The 18,039-nt window shown below is 66.3% G+C and carries 20 protein-coding genes; 10 read left to right on the top strand and 10 right to left on the bottom strand.

The genetic code is table 11. The features are described from left to right. Nucleotides 1–10: 10 nt before the first annotated feature. Both C380_RS11100 and C380_RS11105 read right to left on the bottom strand, forming a co-directional pair. Nucleotides 11–784 carry a GGDEF domain-containing protein gene (locus C380_RS11100; protein WP_043566426.1) on the bottom strand — a complete coding sequence of 258 codons (774 nt, stop codon included), beginning with the start codon at nt 782–784 and terminating at the stop codon, nt 11–13. A gap of 91 nt (nt 785–875) precedes the next feature. Next, the gene (locus C380_RS11105; protein WP_015013944.1) at nt 876–2,564 is read right to left on the bottom strand and encodes a SulP family inorganic anion transporter; all 1,689 of its coding nucleotides are present in this window, start codon (nt 2,562–2,564) and stop codon (nt 876–878) included. 178 nt (nt 2,565–2,742) lie between these two features. On the opposite strand from C380_RS11105, the gene C380_RS11110 reads away from it, so the two are divergent. The 4 genes from C380_RS11110 (at nt 2,743) to C380_RS24460 (ending at nt 5,752) form a co-directional block, all read left to right on the top strand. Then, the gene (locus C380_RS11110) at nt 2,743–3,234 is read left to right on the top strand and encodes a BON domain-containing protein (protein WP_015013945.1); all 492 of its coding nucleotides are present in this window, start codon (nt 2,743–2,745) and stop codon (nt 3,232–3,234) included. A gap of 90 nt (nt 3,235–3,324) precedes the next feature. Then, the gene (locus C380_RS11115; protein ID WP_015013946.1) at nt 3,325–4,560 is read left to right on the top strand and encodes a PLP-dependent transferase; all 1,236 of its coding nucleotides are present in this window, start codon (nt 3,325–3,327) and stop codon (nt 4,558–4,560) included. A gap of 95 nt (nt 4,561–4,655) precedes the next feature. Next, complete coding sequence (locus C380_RS11120) at nt 4,656–5,525, top strand: DUF2189 domain-containing protein (RefSeq protein ID WP_015013947.1); 870 nt, start codon at nt 4,656–4,658, stop codon at nt 5,523–5,525. Nucleotides 5,526–5,572: 47 nt separating this feature from the next. After that, complete coding sequence (locus C380_RS24460) at nt 5,573–5,752, top strand: hypothetical protein (protein ID WP_082564946.1); 180 nt, start codon at nt 5,573–5,575, stop codon at nt 5,750–5,752. A gap of 181 nt (nt 5,753–5,933) precedes the next feature. Here C380_RS24460 and C380_RS11125 read toward each other — a convergent pair whose 3' ends face one another. Continuing rightward, nucleotides 5,934–6,614, bottom strand: a complete 681-nt coding sequence (locus C380_RS11125) for an arylesterase (RefSeq protein WP_015013948.1) — start codon at nt 6,612–6,614, stop codon at nt 5,934–5,936. A 15-nt stretch (nt 6,615–6,629) separates the two neighbouring features. Between C380_RS11125 and C380_RS11130 the strand changes: the two genes are divergently transcribed. From C380_RS11130 to C380_RS11145, 4 genes are all read left to right on the top strand, one after another. Continuing rightward, nucleotides 6,630–7,331 (top strand): ABC transporter ATP-binding protein, encoded by a 702-nt coding sequence (locus C380_RS11130; RefSeq protein ID WP_015013949.1) that lies wholly within the window; start codon nt 6,630–6,632, stop codon nt 7,329–7,331. Between the two features lie 119 nt (nt 7,332–7,450). After that, entirely contained in the window at nt 7,451–8,197 is a 747-nt protein-coding gene (gene rlmB / locus C380_RS11135; protein ID WP_015013950.1) for a 23S rRNA (guanosine(2251)-2'-O)-methyltransferase RlmB, read from the top strand. 34 nt (nt 8,198–8,231) lie between these two features. Beyond that, a complete protein-coding gene (locus C380_RS11140) occupies nt 8,232–8,957 on the top strand; it encodes an NAD-dependent deacylase (protein ID WP_015013951.1) in 726 nt (241 codons plus the stop codon). Nucleotides 8,958–9,135: 178 nt separating this feature from the next. Further along, on the top strand, nt 9,136–10,302 hold the full coding sequence (locus C380_RS11145; protein ID WP_015013952.1) for an ABC transporter substrate-binding protein: 1,167 nt from the start codon (nt 9,136–9,138) through the stop codon (nt 10,300–10,302). A gap of 96 nt (nt 10,303–10,398) precedes the next feature. Here C380_RS11145 and C380_RS11150 read toward each other — a convergent pair whose 3' ends face one another. The 3 genes from C380_RS11150 to C380_RS11160 all read right to left on the bottom strand — a co-directional run bounded on the left by C380_RS11150 (nt 10,399) and on the right by C380_RS11160 (nt 12,642). Beyond that, nucleotides 10,399–11,355: an aldo/keto reductase gene (locus C380_RS11150; protein WP_015013953.1), complete on the bottom strand. Its 957-nt coding sequence runs from the start codon at nt 11,353–11,355 to the stop codon at nt 10,399–10,401. Nucleotides 11,356–11,434: 79 nt separating this feature from the next. Further along, nucleotides 11,435–12,049 (bottom strand): chromate transporter, encoded by a 615-nt coding sequence (locus C380_RS11155; protein ID WP_015013954.1) that lies wholly within the window; start codon nt 12,047–12,049, stop codon nt 11,435–11,437. After that, nucleotides 12,046–12,642 (bottom strand): chromate transporter, encoded by a 597-nt coding sequence (locus C380_RS11160; RefSeq protein ID WP_015013955.1) that lies wholly within the window; start codon nt 12,640–12,642, stop codon nt 12,046–12,048. Before C380_RS11160 ends, C380_RS11155 begins: the two co-directional genes overlap by 4 nt. 249 nt (nt 12,643–12,891) lie before the next feature. On the opposite strand from C380_RS11160, the gene C380_RS11165 reads away from it, so the two are divergent. Beyond that, entirely contained in the window at nt 12,892–13,737 is an 846-nt protein-coding gene (locus C380_RS11165) for a fumarylacetoacetate hydrolase family protein (protein ID WP_015013956.1), read from the top strand. 117 nt (nt 13,738–13,854) lie between these two features. Here the strand turns inward: C380_RS11165 and C380_RS11170 are convergent, their stop codons facing one another. Further along, nucleotides 13,855–14,139 carry a DUF6150 family protein gene (locus C380_RS11170; RefSeq protein ID WP_015013957.1) on the bottom strand — a complete coding sequence of 95 codons (285 nt, stop codon included), beginning with the start codon at nt 14,137–14,139 and terminating at the stop codon, nt 13,855–13,857. Between the two features lie 241 nt (nt 14,140–14,380). On the opposite strand from C380_RS11170, the gene C380_RS11175 reads away from it, so the two are divergent. Beyond that, nucleotides 14,381–15,088, top strand: a complete 708-nt coding sequence (locus C380_RS11175) for a VIT family protein (protein WP_015013958.1) — start codon at nt 14,381–14,383, stop codon at nt 15,086–15,088. A 143-nt stretch (nt 15,089–15,231) separates the two neighbouring features. Here C380_RS11175 and C380_RS11180 read toward each other — a convergent pair whose 3' ends face one another. The 3 genes from C380_RS11180 to C380_RS11190 form a co-directional block, all read right to left on the bottom strand. Continuing rightward, nucleotides 15,232–16,614, bottom strand: coding sequence for a type II toxin-antitoxin system HipA family toxin (locus tag C380_RS11180; protein WP_015013959.1), 1,383 nt, complete (start codon nt 16,612–16,614; stop codon nt 15,232–15,234). A gap of 39 nt (nt 16,615–16,653) precedes the next feature. Then, the gene (locus tag C380_RS11185) at nt 16,654–16,956 is read right to left on the bottom strand and encodes a helix-turn-helix transcriptional regulator (protein WP_015013960.1); all 303 of its coding nucleotides are present in this window, start codon (nt 16,954–16,956) and stop codon (nt 16,654–16,656) included. A gap of 69 nt (nt 16,957–17,025) precedes the next feature. Next, entirely contained in the window at nt 17,026–17,985 is a 960-nt protein-coding gene (locus C380_RS11190; RefSeq protein ID WP_015013961.1) for a LysR substrate-binding domain-containing protein, read from the bottom strand. Between the last annotated feature and the right edge of the window lie 54 nt (nt 17,986–18,039).

The following is an 18,039-nucleotide window of genomic DNA, read 5'->3' on the forward strand; positions in this document are numbered from 1 at the left end:
CATCTAACTTTCAGTAGGCGCTGCCTGTTGGGTTGGGGTCCAGTGGAGGCAGATCGCCCCAACCCGAGGGGGTGTAGAGCGGGCCAAACAACAGGCTTTTCTCTTCGGCACTGACGGTGCTGTCGGGTTGTTCCTCGATGCTGACACGGTTGCGGCCCGACGCCTTGGCCTGGTAGAGCTGGTGGTCGGCACGGTCGGTCCACAGCAGGGTGGTGGAGCGGATCCACTGCATGGCAAACGCGCCGCCGATGCTCACGGTGACGTTCAGCTCCACCGTGGGGGAAATGCGGATGGGCGTGTTGGCCACTGCGCGCCGGATGCGTTCTGCCACCACGCGGCCAAAGGCGGCCTGGCAGGCGGGCAGCACCACCGCAAATTCTTCGCCGCCGTAGCGGGCCAGGGTGTCCATGGGGCGCACACAGGCGCTGAGCGTGCGAGCTACCGACTGGAGCACCACATCGCCAGCCAGATGGCCGTGGGTGTCATTCACCCTTTTGAAGTGGTCGATGTCCAGCATTAGCAGCAGGGCTGCCTCGCCGGAGCGGGTGACGCGATCGATTTCACGTTCCAGCACCGCGCGAAAATGTCTGCGGTTCGCCAGTCCCGTAAGCGGGTCTTTGAGCGACAACTCGCACAGGCCGTCGATCAGGCCCTGCAAATAAAGAGAAGGCACCTCGCGGTGCAATGCTGCCTCGCTGCCGCCGGCCTGAGCCACCAGTGCGTGGGCAGTATCCAGGCGAAGGTCGCGCAGATCTACCAGATGAGAGGCCGCAGAGTCAGACACAAATTGGAACAAAGAGAGTTAGGCAAGTGTACCAGCGCGTCAGTAAGAACAAGGCCGTGGCACAGCGGTCGCAGCGTAGGTAAAACCCGGCTCACGCCCGCGCCACGGGCTCGGGAAGCTGCTGCAGTGCCACCAGCGCCTCGGCGTCGGTCCGGTACATGGCCAGCCCGGGGCGCAGGTCCAGCAGGCCGGCTTGGCGTAGCACCTGCTCCACCGGCAGCTTCAGGCCACTCAGATGCAAGGTGCCGCCCCGCAGTTCCATCTGCGCCAGCAGTTGGGCAAAGGTTTCGACGCCCGTCACGTCAATGCGGTTGATGGGCTGGGCCAGCAGGCACAGGTGCACCACCTCGGGGTGGGCGGCCAGATGCTCGGTCACGCGCCGCTCCAGCGCGCTGGCGGAGGCAAAGTCCAGCTCCGCATCCATGCGCAGCGCCAGCAACCGGGGGGCGAGGGGTGGCAGCTGCCACAGGTGCCGGTCGCGCAGGCTGCCGTCCGGGTGCAGGCCCACCTCGATGATGCGCGGGTGCAGGCGCTGGTACAGGAAGTGGCTCAGGTTCATCAACAAACCCACCAGTACGCCCCAGTACATGCGCGGGGCGGTGGCCAGGGTCAGGGCAAAGGTGACGCCGCCGATCACAGCCTCTACGCGCGACACCCGCCGCAGCCGCAGCAGGGTGCCAGGCTTGATGAGGCTGGTGACAGCCGTGACCACGACCGCCGCCAGCACCGACTGCGGGACGTGGTACAGCGCAGGCGTCAGCCACAGCAGCACGACCAGCACCAGGCTGATCGCAAACAGCGTGGCCCAGCCGGTCTTGGCGCCAGCATACAGGTTGATGGCTGAGCGCGAAAAGGATGCGCTGGTGGCAAAACTGCCGCACAGGCCGCTGCTGATCTTGGCCAGGCCCTGGCCGATCAGGTCCTGGTTTTCGTTCCACTGCTCCTTGGAGCGCTGGCTTTCCACCTTGGCGCTGGACGCGGTCTCCAGAAAGCTCACCAGCGTCACCACCAGCACGGGCATGACCAGTGCGCTGAAGCTGGACCAGGACAGGGCGCCCGGCCAGTAGGGGGCGGGCAAGCCCGAGGGCAAGGCGCCCACCACAGCACCCCCCGCGTCTGCGTAGCCCAGGGCCCAGCTCAAGGCACCTGCCGCGCCCACTACCACAATCGCGGCCGGAAACTGCGGCAGCCAGCGGCGCGCCAGCATCAGCAAGCCCAGGCTGCCCAGGCCAAAGCCTGCGGCCGTCAGGTCAAACAGGCCGGGCGAGGGCGTCGAGAGCAGAGCGCTCCAGTCGGCGGCGCGTAACCCGGTCAGCGCCGCCAGTTGCGAGCCCAGGATCAGCAGTGCCGCCGCCTGCGTAAAACCATTGAGCACGGGCGAGGTCACGAGGTTGAGCAACCAGCCAAATCGCGCGATGCCCATCACCATCTGCAGCAGCCCCGACAGCAGGGCCATCCACGCGGCCAGGGCCACCCACTGCGCACTGCCGGGTTCGGCCAAGCCGGTGAGGGAGGCGCCGATCAGAAGACTTGTCAGCGCGGTGGGGCCCACCCCCAGCCGGGTGGAGGAGCTGAACAGCACGGCGACCAGCGCCGGAATCAGGGATGCATAAATGCCGGTGACCAGAGGCATGCCCGCCAGCGCAGCGTAGGCCACGCCCTGGGGTACCAGCATCAACCCTACCGTCATGCCTGCCCAGAACTCGCCTTTGAGCAGTTGCCGATCCGGGCGGGGCCATTTCAAAAAAGGAAGCCAGCGTGCGAGCGAATGCAGGGTCATGCCCTCGATTGTCGCGCGCCCGGGACCTCGGCGCCCCGGCTCTTCCCAATAGGCAAGGTCAGCGGTGGTGGCGGACCGCAGGCTCCTTCGTCCTACAGGCACTTCGGTCCTGTCCGACCCGCAGTCTTGGACCGGTTGCCTACAGTCTGCCCATGTCTTAACCGCAAGGAGTCAAAGCATGAATTCCCAAAACCTGATGGATCGTCCCGCCCACCGCATCGCCAGCATCTTGGCCGTCAGCGCCCTGGCCTTGGGTCTTGCGGCATGCGGCAAGACCGAAGAGCCCACGGTGGGCCAGCGTCTGGACTCTGCGGTCGAAAAGACCGAACAAGCCGCCGCCGACGCCCGAGTGAAGGCCGAGAGCGCCATGCAGAGCGCCGAAACCAAGATGGAGCAGGGCGCCGCCAATGCAGAAGCTACCGCCAAGGACGCCGCCAACACCGCCAAGGGCGCGATTGACGACGCCACCATCACCGCCCAGGTGAATGCGGGCTTGGCCAAGGACCCCGATCTGAGCGCGCTCAAGATCAACGTCGACACCGTGAACGGCAAGGTCACCCTGAACGGCCCCGCGCCCTCTACCGTAGCCCGTGACCGCGCGGAAACCATCGCGAAAAGCGTGACCGGCGTGACCTCGGTCAACAACCAGCTGGTCGTCACCGCCAGCTAATGCCGGACCACGGGGCGGGCGGCGTATGCCGCACAGCCCTGATTACCGCACCCACGCGCCGCCCGGTTCACCACCGGCCGGCGCGCTACCATGGCTGGCATGAAAGACCACGACCTTGATCTTGCCACCCACCTCGTCCACCACGACTACCAGCCTCCGGACGGCTTTGTAGCCCCCCAGCCCGGAGTGTTCAAGGCCTCCACGGTCATCTTCCCCAACGTCGCGGCCATGCGCTCGCGGGAGTGGAAGGACAAGAGCGGCTACACCTACGGCCTGCACGGTACGCCCACCACCTTCATCCTCGAAGAACGCCTGTGCGCGCTGGAAGGTGGCCTGCAGTGTGTGCTGGTGCCCAGCGGCCTCGCCGCCATCGCCAACGTGGGGATGGCCTTGCTCAAGTCCGGCGACGAGGTGCTGATTCCCGACAACGCCTACGGTCCCGGCAAGGACTTTGCCAACGGCGAGCTGGCCCGTTTCGGCATCACCCATGCGTTTTACGACCCGCTGGACCCTGCCGACCTGGCTGCGCGCATCACGTCCGCCACCCGGCTGGTGTGGCTGGAGGCTCCCGGCTCGGTGAGCATGGAGTTCCCCGACCTGTGCGAGCAGGTGCGCATCTGCCGCGCACGCGGCGTGACCACTGCGCTGGATAACACCTGGGGTGCGGGCCTGGCGTTTGCGCCGTTTGACCTGACGGGCGATGGCAGCCTGGGCGTGGACATTTCTGCCCATGCGCTCACCAAGTACCCCAGCGGTGGCGGCGATGTGCTCATGGGCAGCGTCATCACGCGCGACCTGGGCTTGCACATGAAGATCAAGCTCACCCACATGCGGCTGGGCCTGGGCGTGGGCGCCAACGATGCGGAGGCGATCCTGCGCGCCCTGCCCAGCATCGGCCTGCGCTACCGCGCACACGACGAAGCCGCACGCCAGCTGGCGCGCTGGTTGCAGCAGCAGCCCGCCATTGCGCAAGTGCTGCACCCTGCGCTGGAGGGCGCGCCCGGCCATGCCCACTGGAAGGCGCTGTGCGGCGCTGCAGAGGGCGGGCAGGGCGCGGCGGCCGGCCTGTTCAGCGTGATGATCGACGCGCGCTACACCCAGCAGCAAGTGGATGTGTTCTGCGACAGCCTGCGCCTGTTCAAGCTGGGCTACAGCTGGGGTGGCCCCATGAGCCTGGTGGTGCCCTACACCATCGCCAGCATGCGCAGCCGCCCGTCGCCCCACCTGAAACCGGGCACGCTGGTGCGTTTTTCCATCGGGCTGGAGGCGGTGGAGGACCTGCGGCGTGATCTGCAGCAGGCGATGGAGCGGGCCTTCGCCGCCTGAGCTGCTGTTTGGCCCCTTGCCCATTGGGCAGATGTGGGTCGGGCTACGGGCTTTCCTCAGTGGCGCAGCCGAACGCGCGGGCTTAGTGTGGCGGCATGAACGCGACATCTTCCAAGCCCGGGCCGGACACCGTTGGTACTCCAGACACCTCCGAGGCCCGGCAGGCCGAGGCCATCGCCGACCGCGTAAAGGCCCAGACGGCGCAACCTGTGCAGCTGCAGCCGTTGCATCTGGCCGACCCTTTTCGGTGGCTGATGCGGGGGCTGGACGACGTACGAGCAGCGCCTGGCATTGCGGTGTTTTACGGCGTGTGCTTTTGGGCCATGGCCGTGGTGCTGGGCTGGGTGTTCCGCACGCGGCCTGAATACACCATGTCGCTCGCCAGTGGCTGTCTGCTGGTGGGGCCTTTTCTGGCCATGGGGCTGTATGACACCAGCCGTCGGCGGGAGGCGGGTCTGAAGCCGCAGCTGAGCGAATCCCTTACCTGCTGGGACAGCCACATGGGCAGCATGGGCATGCTGGTGCTGGTGCTGGTGGTGCTGGAGCTGCTTTGGGGCAGGGCCTCGCTGGTGGTGTTTGCCGTGTTCTTCAACACCGGCATGCCCTCGACCACCGGCGTGCTGCAGGCGGTGTTCAACCCGCAGAACTGGAGCTTTGTGGCGGTGTACACGGTGGTGGGCGGTGTGTTTGCGGCGCTGGTGTTTTCCACCTCCGTGGTGTCCATCCCCATGATTCTGGATCGCGACACCGACGCGCTGACTGCGGGCATCACCAGCATCCGTGTGGTGATTGAAAACCCCGGCGTGATGCTGCTGTGGGGGGCATTGATCACCCTCATCGTGGCCGTCTCGCTGTGGTTTTGGGGGGTGGGCCTGGTGCTGGCGGGGCCTGTGCTGGGCTTTGCCAGCTGGCATGCGTACCGAGCTGCCGTCATTCCGCTGCAGCGCACCCCGGCAGGGGCCTGAAAACCCCGTCCTGTTACAGTGAGTCTCAACTTCAGGAAGCAACTACCTTGGCAACACCCAACTACGGATACGAAAAACGCCAGCGCGAACTCGCCAAAAAACAAAAAAAGGAAGAGAAGCTGAGGGCCAAAACACAGCGCAGGCCGAACGATCCGCAAGGGGATGACCAGCCCGCTGATGACCAGCCAGCGGGCGCTGCAGGCCATCCCGAGCAGCCTGCAGGCTGAGTGACCTGGCTGCTTCACAGGGGTCCGCTGCACAAATCGCCGCGCCCTGTGCATCTGCAGTCTCTGGCGGTCTGCAGCGTTGCAGATACTCGCAATAGCTACGGCTATTGCTGCGTTTTGCGCCTGGCAGCCCCTCCCGATCCGCAGCGCACACTGACCGCTCGATGCGTGCAGCGACTCCCTAACGCAGCAGCTTTTTGAGCTCTGGCCACACGTTGGCCAGCATCTGCGGATGCGCTTCGGCGCGAGGGTGAATGCGGTCGGGCTGGAACAGGCGGGTCGGGTCCGGTCCGTCAGCCACACCCTTCAAGAAAAATGGCACCACAGCCGCCTTGTGGGTCTGCGCCACGGTGGTGAACAGGCCCGCAAACTTGTTCGCGTAGTCGGTGCCATAGTTGGGCGGCACCTGCATGCCCACCAGCAAGACCTTGGCCCCGGCCTTTTGCGCCGCCTGGGTCATCCAGGCCAGGTTCTCTTCGGTGTTCTTGAGCGGCAGGCCGCGCAGGGCATCGTTGCCCCCCAGTTCAATCACCACATGGCTGGGCTTGTGCTGCGCGAGCAGTGCAGCCAGGCGCGAGCGGCCGCCCGAGGTGGTCTCGCCGCTCACGCTGGCATTGACCACGGTGGCTGCGAGCTTGTCTTGCGCCAGTTGTTTTTCCAGCAGTGCCACCCAGCCCGTGCCCCGCGCCAGGCCGTATTCGGCGCTGAGCGAATCCCCCAGCACCAGAATCACCGAAGGGCGTCCGGCAGTCCCTGCCTTGGCGGCGGCCTGCGCAAAGGCCGTGGGCGCACAAAGCCCCACCACCAGGCCGATAGATGCGCTCAGGATAAAGTGGCGCCGTTGCTGCAGATTGCGAATCAAAGTAAAGAGCCTTTCATGTCCGAACCCTCCCCGCTGCCCAAGACACCGCCCGCCACCCCCATCATTGCCGTGGAGCATGTGTTCAAGTCGGTGACGGATTCCACCGGAACCCTCGACATTCTGCGGGATATCGATTTCCGCCTGGCTGCCAGGGAAACGGCGGCCATCGTTGGCGCCTCGGGCTCGGGCAAGAGCACGCTGCTGTCCATCATCGCGGGGCTCGATACGCCCACCCGTGGCACGGTGCGCCTGGACGGCCAGGACCTGTTTGCCATTGACGAAGATGCACGGGCTGCGCTGCGCGCCCAGAAAGTGGGCTTTGTGTTCCAGAGTTTCCAGCTCATGGGCAACCTGACGGCGCTGGAAAACGTGATGCTGCCGCTGGAGCTGGCCGAGCGCCGCGATGCGCGCAAGGCCGCCACCGAGATGCTGGCGCGGGTCGGGCTGGGCCAGCGCCTGTCGCATTACCCCAAGGTGCTATCAGGTGGCGAGCAGCAGCGCGTGGCCCTGGCCCGGGCTTTTGTGGTGCAACCGGCCGTGCTGCTGGCCGATGAACCCACGGGAAGCCTGGACTTTGCGACGGGCGAAACCATCATGAAGCTCATGTTCGAGCTCAATCGCGAGCTGGGCACGACCCTGGTGCTGGTGACCCACGACCGTGCGATTGCTGCCCAGTGCGAGCGGCGCATCACCATCGACGCAGGGCGTGTTGTGTAAGGGGTTGGCAGGATTATTCGAGTTTTTTAGGCTGCAGGCGCTAGTGAAACAAGCGCTAGCAGCTATGAAATTGATAGTGTCCTGATGGATAGTGTCGCGCCCAGCGGATAATCTCCCCCATGTCCAGCCCCAAAGTTCTCTTCGGCTTTCACGCCGTGGGCGTGCGTCTGAAGACCGCGCCGCAATCCATCATCGAGATTTACTACGAAGCCACGCGCCGCGATGCGCGCATGCGCCAGTTTCTCGACCGCGCCCGCGAGGCCGGTGCCCGCCTCATCGAAGCCGACAGTGTGCGCATTGCCAAGCTGGCAGGCAGCCACGGCCACCAGGGGGTGGCCGCGCGGGTCGAGCCCGTGAAGGTGGCCACCTCGCTGGATGAACTGCTGGAAGACCTCGAAGCCGGTGGCATCGAGCAGCCCCTGCTGCTGGTGCTGGACGGCGTCACCGACCCGCACAACCTGGGCGCCTGCCTGCGAGTGGCTGACGGAGCGGGCGCGCATGCCGTCATCGCCCCCAAGGACCATGCCGTGGGCATCAACGCCACCGTGGCCAAGGTGGCCAGCGGCGCGGCCGAGACCATGCCGTACTTCATGGTTACCAACCTGGCGCGCACGCTGAACGAACTCAAGGAGCGCAACATCTGGTGCATCGGCACCAGCGACGATGCGCCCAAGACCATTTACCAGGTAGACCTGAAAGGCCCCGTGGCCCTGGTGCTCGGCGCCGAGGGCGACGGGATGCGCCAGCTCACGCGCAAGACCTGTGACGAGCTGGTCAGCATCCCCATGAAAGGCGCGGTGGAAAGCCTGAACGTGTCGGTGGCCAGCGGCGTGTGCCTGTACGAGGCGCTGCGCCAGCGGACCTGATCCCTGGCCCGCTGCACGCATCAACGAGGGTTCCATGCTGGACACCGTGAAAGCCTGGGTCCGGCACAGCCAGCGCATCGCCGTGCTGACGGGCGCCGGGGTCAGTGCCGAGTCGGGCGTGCCTACCTTCCGCGATGCGCAGACGGGGTACTGGGCACAGTTCCGCCCCGAAGACATGGCGACGGAGGCAGGCTTTCGCGCCCACCCCCAGCGCGTGTGGGACTGGTACCAGTACCGGCGCGACCTGCTGGCCGGCGTGTCGCCCAACGCCGGGCACCGGGCGCTGGCCGACTTTCAGCGCAGCCACCCCGACTGCATCACCCTGATCACCCAGAACGTGGACGGCCTGCACCAACGCGCGGGTAGCACCGGCGTGCTGTGCCTGCACGGCGACATCTTTCAGGACCGCTGGCTCAACACCCCGCGCAACTGCTGCGTCGTCGATCACGCAGTGGCCGGCCACCCGCCGTACTGCGACCGCTGCGGCAACCTGCTGCGCCCGGGCGTGGTGTGGTTTGGCGAGCCTTTGCCGCTGGCGACCTTGGAAGCCGCCGAGCAGGCGGCCAAGCAGTGCGACCTGATGCTGGTGGTGGGTACGGCGGGTGCGGTGTACCCCGCCGCGGGACTGGCCCACCAGGCACGGGCCGCCGGTGCCAGGGTGGTGGTGCTCAACCCCGCGCCCAGTGCGCTGGATGAGGTGGCCCACCAGGTGCTGAAGGGCACGGCGGCTACGTTGCTGCCCCAGTTGCTGGACGACTGAGCGTACGCGGGGCAGAACGTCTTGGTGGGGAGCACCGCCTCTGGTGTTTCTCAGGGCTCGTGTCTCGGTAGAAACCCTGATTTGATGTGCTGCCGCCACCCTTTGTCGCCCATTGGACAGGTGCAAAGGCGCGGTGCCCGGTAGCCTCCGCGCCTTTGTTTTACCCGCCTTGCACACCATGAGCCGTCGCCAATTTCTTTTGCGTGCCACCCAGGCCGTCGCCGCCACTGGCCTGCCCGCATGGGCCCGCACCGCGATGGCGGCCGAAGAGGCCCTGACCGCGCGCTCCGTCACCCTGGGCTGCTCCATCGCGCTGACGGGCCCGCTGGGGCAGGCGGGCATCGAGCAGGTGGCGGGCATGAAGGCCGCTTTTGCCGAGGTGAATGCCGCCGGTGGCGTGCTGGGCCGCGAGATCCGCATGGAGGTCAAGGACGACGGCTATGTGGCTGCACGCACCCTCAAGAACGTGACCGAGATGGTGGAGGCGCAGTCGGTGTTCGCACTGATCTCGCCCCTGGGCACGGCCAACACCGCGTCCATCCTGCCGCTCATCGAGTCCAAGGGCATCCCCACCGTGGGTCCGGTGACTGGCGCCACATCGCTGCGTGCAGCGGCCAACAAGCACGTGTTCTTCCTGCGCCCCAGCTACCGCGAAGAAACCCAGCGCCTGGTCAAGCAGATCGTGGAAATGGGCCTCAAGCGCATTGCGGTGGTGTACCTGGACAACCCGTTTGGCAAAGAGGTGCTCAAGGACATGTCCACCGCGCTGGACGAGATCAAGGTCGAGCGCGGCGGCGAGTTTGCGCTGGCTGTGGACGGCAAGAACGGTGCCGAGCTGGCCGACAAGGTGGCGGCCGAGCGCCCCGGCGCCGTGCTGCTGGCCACTACGGGCACGGCCAACACCGCGTTTGTGCAGGCCTTCCGTGCCAAGGCGCAAGGCGTGCCGCTGGCCGGCCTGTCCGTCACCGTGATCTCGTCGGAGCTGCCCAAGCTGGCGGCCTCCACGCGTGGCCTGGCGCTGGTTCAGGTGTTCCCCGATGCCAACTCCCAAAAGTCGGTGGCGGTGCGCAAGTTCCAGGCCACGATGAAGGCCACGGGTGGGGACCCGGCGTTCCTGAACAGCAACAGCGCGCTGGAGGGCTGGCTCAACGCGCAAATCATGATCGAAGGCCTGAAGAACGCGGGCAAGGAGCCCACACGCGAGCGCCTGCGCGCCGGGCTGACCGCCATCCGCTCGCTGTCGTTTGGCGACTTCAACGTGGGCTTTGGCAACAAGGCGCCCTACATCGGCTCGGACGCCATCTACCTGGCGATCTACGCGGAGAACGGTCGCCGGATCAGCTGATGGGCTTATGGGCTGAGGGGCGTCATTCCGTTCACCCCGCAACCCGTCAAGCCATGCGCCAAGGGCCCGCGCACGCGCGGGCCCTTTTGTTTGGATTCAGCCTTGGGCGCTGGCAGCGTCCAGCTGGGCCAGCGCATCACTGTCCAGTTGCAGCTGGGTGGCCGTGACCAGCTCGTGCAGCTGGGCTACTGACGTGGCGCTGGCAATGGGCGCGGTGATGCCCGGTTGCATCATCTGCCAGGCGACGGCCACCTGGCCGGGCGTGGCGTTGTAGCGTTGTGCCACGGCGTCCAGCGCCGCCAGAATGCGCAGCCCCCGGTCGTTGAGGTACTTGGCCGTGGTGTTGGCGCCGCGTGCGCTCTTGGCCGCGTCGGCCGCCGTGCGGTACTTGCCCGTGAGAAACCCGGCGGCCAGTGCATAAAAGTTGATCACACCCACCTGCTGCTGCACGCACAGCGGCTGCAGCGCGTCTTCAAACACGGCGCGGTCGTACAGGTTGAACAGCGGCTGCAGGCTTTCGTAGCGCGGCAGGCCCAGGCGTTCGCTGGTCTGCAGGGCCTCCTGCAAGCGCGCGGCGCTGTAGTTGGAGGCACCAATGGCACGCACCTTGCCGGCCCGGATCAGGTCGGCGTACGCGCCCAGCGTGTCGGCCAGCGGCACGGTGGTGTCGTCGTCGTGTGACTGGTACAGGTCGATGTGGTCGGTCTGCAGCCGCTGAAGCGATGCCTCTACCGCCTGGCGGATGTAGGCAGGGCGCAGGCCCACCTTGCCATCCCCCATGTCCTTGCCCACCTTGGTGGCCAGCACGATGTGGTGGCGCTTGCCGCTGCGCTTGAGCCAGCGGCCGATCACCGATTCGGATTCGCCCCCGGTGTGTCCCGGTGCCCAGCGCGAGTACACATCGGCGGTGTCGATGAAGTTGAAGCCTGCGTCCACCCACGCGTCGAGCAGTGCGAACGAGGTGGCTTCATCGGCCGTCCAACCAAACACATTGCCGCCAAAACACAGGGGCGAGACCTGCAGGTCCGAGCGGCCCAGGGAGCGGAGTTGCATGGATGTGCCTTTCAAAAAAAGAGAAAGAAATCGTGCCCGTTGCCGAGGGTTGCGCAGCACACCCCGGTCTCTCAAACCCTCAGACCAGCCCCAGCGCACCCAGCAGTGCACCGGCGCCCAGCATCCACAGCAGGTGCAGCTTGGTGCGCCACACCAGCACCGTGGCCGTGGCGGTCAGCAGCCACAGAGGCCAGTCGGTGGTCCATTCGCCATGGGCGCGGGCCAGCACCCAGGACGTGGCGACCAGCAGGCCGATCACGACCGGGGCCATGCCCTGCTTGAAGGCGCGCACGCCGCGCCGCTCGCGGTTGCGGTGGCCCCAGCGCGTGGCCGTCCAGGTCAGCAGGCTGCTGGGCAGCATCACGCCCAGCATGCACACCGCCATGCCCAGGGTGCCCAACAGCCAGCCCATCACGCCCGGGCCGCCGGCGTTGATGCCGACGTTCCAGCCCAGCAGGGCGATGAACAGCACGTTCGGGCCCGGGGCCGCCTGGGCGATGGCGATGGAGGCGTTGAACTGCGGGTCGGTCAGCCACGCCTGGCGTTCGACCAGGAAACGGTGCATGTCGGGCGCGGTGGCAATGGCGCCGCCCACGGCCAGCAGCGACAGCGACAGGTAGTACAGGAACAGGTTGAACCAGTCGCCGATGCTCAGGGCCATCAGCGGTGCGGTGAGGGGGGCGGCAGTGCTCATGGCGCGAGCTTTCTCCAGGTCAGCAGGCAGGCGGCCCCGCCGATTACCGGCAGGATCCAGAACAGCGGCCAGCGCAGCCAGGCCATGGCGATGATGGTCAGTGCCGTGATGGCCAGGCACAGGGGGCGACCCAGTGGGTGGTTGCGGATGGAGACAAACAGCTTGATGCCCACCCCCGCAATCAGGCCCGCCGCCACAGCCCCCATGCCACGCAACGCGCCGGCCACGGCTGGTTGGGCTGAGAACTGTGCGTACACCACCGCCAGTGCCAGCACCAGCATGAGCGGAAAGGTCAGCATGCCCGCCAGCGCCGCAAACGCGCCGCGCAGGCCAAAGTAGCGGTCCCCAATCATGATGCTGAGGTTGACCACGTTGGGGCCCGGCATGATCTGCGCCACGGCCCAGTCTTCGACGAACTCCTCGTTCGTCATCCAGCGCTTTTTCTCCACCAGCTCGCGCTGCACCACCGCCAGCACCCCCCCAAAGCCCTGCAGGGCCAGCCAGGTGAAGGACCAGAACAGGTCGGTCGGGTTGCGGGGCTGCGGGCGCGCGGGCGTTTCGGGGGAAGGAGGCGAGGCGGTGGCGGGTGCCATGGGTGCAAGATGGAGTGGAAGGTGGCTGATGCGCCGGTGATTCATGCCTCGATAGCTATCATTGTGATAGCTGCTGGGTTAAGCGGCGGCCCCCGTGATGTTACGCGCGCGGCGGGCTGTGTGCTGGCAGCGGGGCGTCGCCATCGGGCAAGTCTGGGGCGGCCAATCGTGCACACGCGCAAGGCGGCGTGCCGCTATGCTGGTGGGTGGTCTAAGAGACACATTCATCCCAAGAGACAAGGACACCCCATGAAACTCATCCGCTACGGCCAGCCTGGTGCAGAACGCCCCGGCCTGGTAGACGCCCAGGGCACGCTGCGCGACCTGTCCATGCTGTTGCCTGATATCGGCCCCGCACAGCTCAACCCCCGCACCCTGTCCGCGCTGGCCGCCATCGACGCCAGCCGCCTGCCTGCGGTGTACGGCTCGCCCCGCCTGGGCAGCCCGGTGGGCGGTGTGGGCAAGATCGTGTGTGTGGGCCTCAACTATGCCGACCACGCCAAAGAGGCGGGCATGCAGCCGCCCGCCGAGCCGGTGCTGTTCATGAAAGCCGTGACCGCTTTGAGCGGCCCCAATGACGATGTGCGCATTCCCCCCGGCGCCACCAAGACGGACTGGGAGGTAGAGCTGGGCATCGTCATCGGCACCCGCGCCCGCCATGTGACCGAGGCCGATGCCTTGAGCCATGTCGCCGGCTATGTGCTGGCCAACGATGTGTCAGAGCGTGCCTGGCAGATCGAACGTGGCGGCCAGTGGGACAAGGGCAAGAGCTATGACACCTTTGCGCCCATCGGCCCTTGGCTGGTCACGGCCGACGAGGTGGCCGACCCCCACGCCATCGACCTGTGGCTGGAGGTGAACGGCCAGCGCGTGCAAAACGGCAGCACACGCAACTTCATTTTTGGTGTGCCCACCGTGGTGTCGTACATCAGCCAGTTCTTGACCCTGGAGCCGGGCGACCTTATCCTGACTGGCACCCCTGCTGGCGTGGGCCTGGGGCAAAAGCCCGCACCGTGGTTCCTCAAGCCCGGCGATGTGGTGCGCTTGGGCGCCACGGGGCTGGGCGAGCAACTGCAAAAGTACATCGGTGGTTGAGGTCTCCCACAACGGCTCCTGACTTGGCGGAGGAAGTTGGCGGGGGCTGTACACCCGTGCAACCTGCATCCGCATGGCCGGAGGGCTTGGTGGCCGCTTCAGGCGTGTTCGGCGTCGTCAGGCCAATTTGCCCTTGAGCGTATGCCCCAGCGTGCGCCAGCCGGCTTGCTCTGCATGCGCCACCTTGAAGATCCTGAGATCCGCCTGGCTCTCGCGTTTGACTTTGAAAATCTTGAAGCTGGCCTGGTTCTCGTAGTTCACAAAGAACCACAGCGCATCGCCCGTGGCCTGTGTGGCGTAGCCCACCTCGTGCCAGCACAGGTCGGCCTGGCTCTCATAGGCCACTTCGCACACGCGTGCATCGGACTGGTTCTCGTACTTCACTTCCAGAATCTTGGCCATGGGCGTCCTTTTCGGGGTGTGGGCGGATGATCTTGAAACTGACGGTGTCTCAACACGGAGCTTTCAACGCCAGGAACCTGCGTGGCGCTGCCTTGCGAGGTTATCCAAAACTGTGGATATCGGACAGCGTGCGGTGCAAGAGGATGTAAACAAACTTCAACCCGCAGTGGCGCCCTGGGTGGCTCGGCGTGCCGGGCAGCGGTAAGGTAGGGGCTTCTACACCTCCACCGCGAAAGCCGCTATGCCCCATACCCCGCGCCGTGCCCACACCGAAGGCCATCGTTCTGACCGCATTGGCTGGCTCCGCGCGGCCGTGTTGGGGGCCAACGACGGCATCGTCTCCACCGCCAGCCTGGTGGTGGGCGTGGCTGCTGCGCAGTCCAGCCAGTCCACCATCGTGATGACGGCAGTGGCCGGGCTGGTGGCGGGCGCCATGTCGATGGCGGCGGGCGAATATGTGTCGGTGCATTCGCAGGCCGATACCGAAAAGGCGGACCTGGACCGAGAGCGGGCCGAACTGGCTGCTGACCCGGCGGCTGAGGCGCGCGAACTGACCGCCATCTACGTCGCCCGAGGCCTGACGCCTGAACTGGCTCAGCAGGTGTCGGCGCAACTCATGGCGCACGATGCGCTGGGCGCCCATGCGCGGGACGAGCTGCAGGTGTCCACGGCACTCGCTGCCCGTCCGGTGCAGGCGGCCCTGACTTCGGCGGCCAGCTTCGCGGTAGGGGCCGCACTGCCACTGGCTGTTGCCGTGGTGTCGCCCGCCAGCAGCCTGCTGTATGCGGTGGCAGGTTCTGCACTGGTGTTTTTGGCATTGCTCGGGGCCTTGGCTGCACACACAGGCGGCGCGGGGATGGCTGTGGGTGCCTGGCGTGTGACCTTTTGGGGGGCACTGGCCATGGCGATCACGGCGGGGGTGGGCGCGTGGTTTGGGGCGCCGGTGTGAGGGGCAGGAAGAGTCCACCAACGATCCAAGGCCTCAGGCAAGCACCTTCCGCGCTGGGCACTAGTATTTGAAGCAAATATTTGACCAAAATCGGTCTGTAGCGCTAGTGAAATATGCGCTGACAGCTATTAAATCGTGAGCATTCAGCCTTCGCCTGCCGCGCCCGTACGGGTGCTCTGGCTGATGCGGACGGCACCGGTCAGCCGCTGCTGCACGGTGGTGCGCACTGCCGGTGGCGCATCCTGCAGCAGCACGGGCCAGTCGGCCTGGGCCTGTTTGACCACATCGCGCAGCAGCGCCAGGTGCCGGGGCACCCGCAGCAGCCCGGCCGATTTCATCAGGCCTTCCATGTCGTCCCAGGTCAGTGCCCGCAGGGTTTTGTCGATGGCGCGGTTCACCGCGTATTGCTGGTCGGGCACGCCCTCAAAAAACGCGGCCACGCACACGGGGTCGTACACCGGGGCCAGTTGGGGCACGCGGCCGTCGGGGTAGACCAGGGCCCAGTTTTTCAGGTGCGCGTCGGTGTTGCCCATCAGGATGAAGGCCACCATGCGCGCCAGAAACTCGCGCGTGTCCTGCACGGGTTGGCGGCTCAGGCGGTTGAGCACGCGCAGCATGGTGGCCCAGTCCTGCAGCACGCCCTTGCCGTGCGACTTGCCGTATTTCTGGCGCGGCGTGTAGCCCAGCACCTGGTTGAACTCCTCCATGTGCACGCGGGCGCCGCCGGGCAGGTGGTCAAACCGCTGTACGGCCAATATTTCGTTGAAGGGCACGGCGTCGGGCAGGTCGGCCTCGGCGCGGGTGATGACTTGCACATCGGCGCAATGCAGGCCCAGCGCCTTGCACAGCTGGTAGCCCGTGTACTCGTTGGCCACCAGATCGGGGTGGGCGGTGGTGGGCAGCTTCAGGATGACGCTGCCCGCCGCGCCCCGGCGGTGCACGGTGTAGCGGCGGCCCTCCTGCACCGCGCTGAACTTGGTCACCACGCCGGGCAGCGAGGCCGCGTCTTCCACCGGGAACTCCACAAACCCTGGCTCCAGCACATCCAGTCCCTGGGTGGTGTGCCAATAGCGCACCACGTCCGGGATGCCGTCCTGCGCGGGCACGGGTTCCACCTCCAGCGCGCCCATCAGGTCGTGGCCTGCTGCAGCCAGCAGCTCGAACTCGTCGTCGGGGCTGCAGCCCCGCTCGCGCGCCAGCCGCTCGCGGTTGTGGCCCTCGGGCAGCAGGTTCTGAAAGTACACCGGCCAGCGCCCGTCGGTGCGCACCAGCCGCGCATCGCGCGCCGACGCCAGAATTTGCTGCGTGGCCGCTTCGTCCGCGCCCTGGTAGCTGAGCGACAGGGTGGGGCGCTGCGGGTTGCGGATGTAGCTCTCGTCAAACGAAACCCGCAGGATGTCGCCGTACTGCGAGAGGTAGCCAATCGCTTCACGACGGCTTGCTGTCGTACCTGACTCGCTCGCGCTGCCGCTCGCCTGCGGGGGCCGGTGCAGGTACAGGCGCAGGTAGCGGATGGAGGTGCTCATGGGGCGTGGGCCTGCCAGTGCGGTGGGGCGTCGCCAAGCTCAGCGGCGCAGGCTGTCCACGACCGAGGGTGGCGCATCCACCCCCTCGGGCTGGCCCAGAAACTTGCCGCCGGACTGAATGAACGCCTCCAGGCTGGGACGCAGGCTGCTGGGCACGGCAATGATGTCCATGCCCAGCACCCGCGCCATTTCGGCCAGGGTGGAATAGCGGGGGTCCAGGTCGCCGCCTTCGGTGCGCTGCACCGTCATGCGGGAGAGGCCCGCACTTTCCGCCAGCTGGGCCTGGGTCATCTGGTGGGCTTTGCGGGCGGCGGCGAGGGTGGGGATGAGATCGGTTGACATGATGCTATTTATACTCTTTTTATAATCAAAGAGTAGAAAAATATACAAATTATTTGCGCCATGCTAGGTTTAGGGCAAAGCCAATGGAGGCAATACCTCGCTGCGCTCTGCGCAAAACCGCTGCGCTTCCTGCACCAGCCACTCCCGCACCAGCTCCATCGCCGGGCTCGGGTGGGTGGTGGTCACAAACGAATAGGCCGCGCGCGATGGCACGCTGCGTCCCAGCAGCGGCACCAGGCGCCCGGCCTTCACGTCCTGCAGCACCAGCGCGGCGCGGCCCATGGCGATGCCCTGGCCGGCCAATGCGGCGCCCAGTGCCAGTTGCGACAGGTTGAATTGCTGGCCGCCGGCCCAGGGCGGGGGCGTGGCGCCCCTTTGCGCAAACCAGTGCTGCCATTCCTCATAGGTGTCTGCACCATCCCAGGCGCTGCCGTCGTGCAGCAGCCAGTCTCCGTGCAGATCCTCGGGCGTGTTGATGGGCGGGTGCCGGGCCAGGAACTCGGGGCTGGCCACCGGAATGAGCCATTCGTCCAGGAACACGGTGGCGTTCAGGTCGCGGTAGCCGCCCAGGTCAAAGCGCACGGCGGCCTTCACGCCGTCGCGCACCATGCGGGTGCGGTCCAGCGTGTGGAACTCGCCAAACACGCGCAGCCCGGTGTGCGGGTGTTGGCGAAAGAAGTCGCCCAACCGGGGCGTGAGCCAGCTCATGGCAAACGAGGGAGAGCAGCTCAGCGTGGCGGTGGCGGCCTCGGCCGGTTGGCGCATCTGGGCCAGGGTGCTTTCGATGGCATCAAAGCTCTCGCGCAGCACCACGGCCAGCCATTTGCCCTCGGGCGTGGGCACCAGCGCGCGCGGGGTGCGCAAGAAGAGGGGGCGGCGCAGCCAGTCTTCAAGCTGCTTGACCTGCTGGCTCACGGCACCCTGGGTGATGCACAGCTCGGCCGCCGCCTTGGTAAAGCTGCCGTGGCGGGCCGCTGCATCAAAACTGCGCAGCCAAGCGAGCAGGGAAGGGGAGAGGCGAATATCCATTATTAATACTAATGTTTCGCTCAATATAAATGGTTTGTGATGGTGGCGTGACAG

Source organism: Acidovorax sp. KKS102, from assembly GCF_000302535.1.
Lineage (GTDB): Bacteria > Pseudomonadota > Gammaproteobacteria > Burkholderiales > Burkholderiaceae_C > Acidovorax.

What these genes read in the sequence shown, in the direction of transcription:
- C380_RS11105 (WP_015013944.1), bottom strand. Translation starts at nt 2,564, where the DNA reads ATGACCCTGCATTCGCTCGCACGCTGGCTTCCTTTTTTGAAATGGCCC.
- C380_RS11110 (WP_015013945.1), top strand. Translation starts at nt 2,743, where the DNA reads ATGAATTCCCAAAACCTGATGGATCGTCCCGCCCACCGCATCGCCAGC.
- C380_RS11115 (WP_015013946.1), top strand. Translation starts at nt 3,325, where the DNA reads ATGGCTGGCATGAAAGACCACGACCTTGATCTTGCCACCCACCTCGTC.
- C380_RS11120 (WP_015013947.1), top strand. Translation starts at nt 4,656, where the DNA reads ATGAACGCGACATCTTCCAAGCCCGGGCCGGACACCGTTGGTACTCCA.
- C380_RS11130 (WP_015013949.1), top strand. Translation starts at nt 6,630, where the DNA reads ATGTCCGAACCCTCCCCGCTGCCCAAGACACCGCCCGCCACCCCCATC.
- rlmB (WP_015013950.1), top strand. Translation starts at nt 7,451, where the DNA reads ATGTCCAGCCCCAAAGTTCTCTTCGGCTTTCACGCCGTGGGCGTGCGT.
- C380_RS11140 (WP_015013951.1), top strand. Translation starts at nt 8,232, where the DNA reads ATGCTGGACACCGTGAAAGCCTGGGTCCGGCACAGCCAGCGCATCGCC.
- C380_RS11145 (WP_015013952.1), top strand. Translation starts at nt 9,136, where the DNA reads ATGAGCCGTCGCCAATTTCTTTTGCGTGCCACCCAGGCCGTCGCCGCC.
- C380_RS11150 (WP_015013953.1), bottom strand. Translation starts at nt 11,355, where the DNA reads ATGCAACTCCGCTCCCTGGGCCGCTCGGACCTGCAGGTCTCGCCCCTG.
- C380_RS11155 (WP_015013954.1), bottom strand. Translation starts at nt 12,049, where the DNA reads ATGAGCACTGCCGCCCCCCTCACCGCACCGCTGATGGCCCTGAGCATC.
- C380_RS11160 (WP_015013955.1), bottom strand. Translation starts at nt 12,642, where the DNA reads ATGGCACCCGCCACCGCCTCGCCTCCTTCCCCCGAAACGCCCGCGCGC.
- C380_RS11165 (WP_015013956.1), top strand. Translation starts at nt 12,892, where the DNA reads ATGAAACTCATCCGCTACGGCCAGCCTGGTGCAGAACGCCCCGGCCTG.
- C380_RS11170 (WP_015013957.1), bottom strand. Translation starts at nt 14,139, where the DNA reads ATGGCCAAGATTCTGGAAGTGAAGTACGAGAACCAGTCCGATGCACGC.
- C380_RS11175 (WP_015013958.1), top strand. Translation starts at nt 14,381, where the DNA reads ATGCCCCATACCCCGCGCCGTGCCCACACCGAAGGCCATCGTTCTGAC.
- C380_RS11180 (WP_015013959.1), bottom strand. Translation starts at nt 16,614, where the DNA reads ATGAGCACCTCCATCCGCTACCTGCGCCTGTACCTGCACCGGCCCCCG.
- C380_RS11185 (WP_015013960.1), bottom strand. Translation starts at nt 16,956, where the DNA reads ATGTCAACCGATCTCATCCCCACCCTCGCCGCCGCCCGCAAAGCCCAC.
- C380_RS11190 (WP_015013961.1), bottom strand. Translation starts at nt 17,985, where the DNA reads ATGGATATTCGCCTCTCCCCTTCCCTGCTCGCTTGGCTGCGCAGTTTT.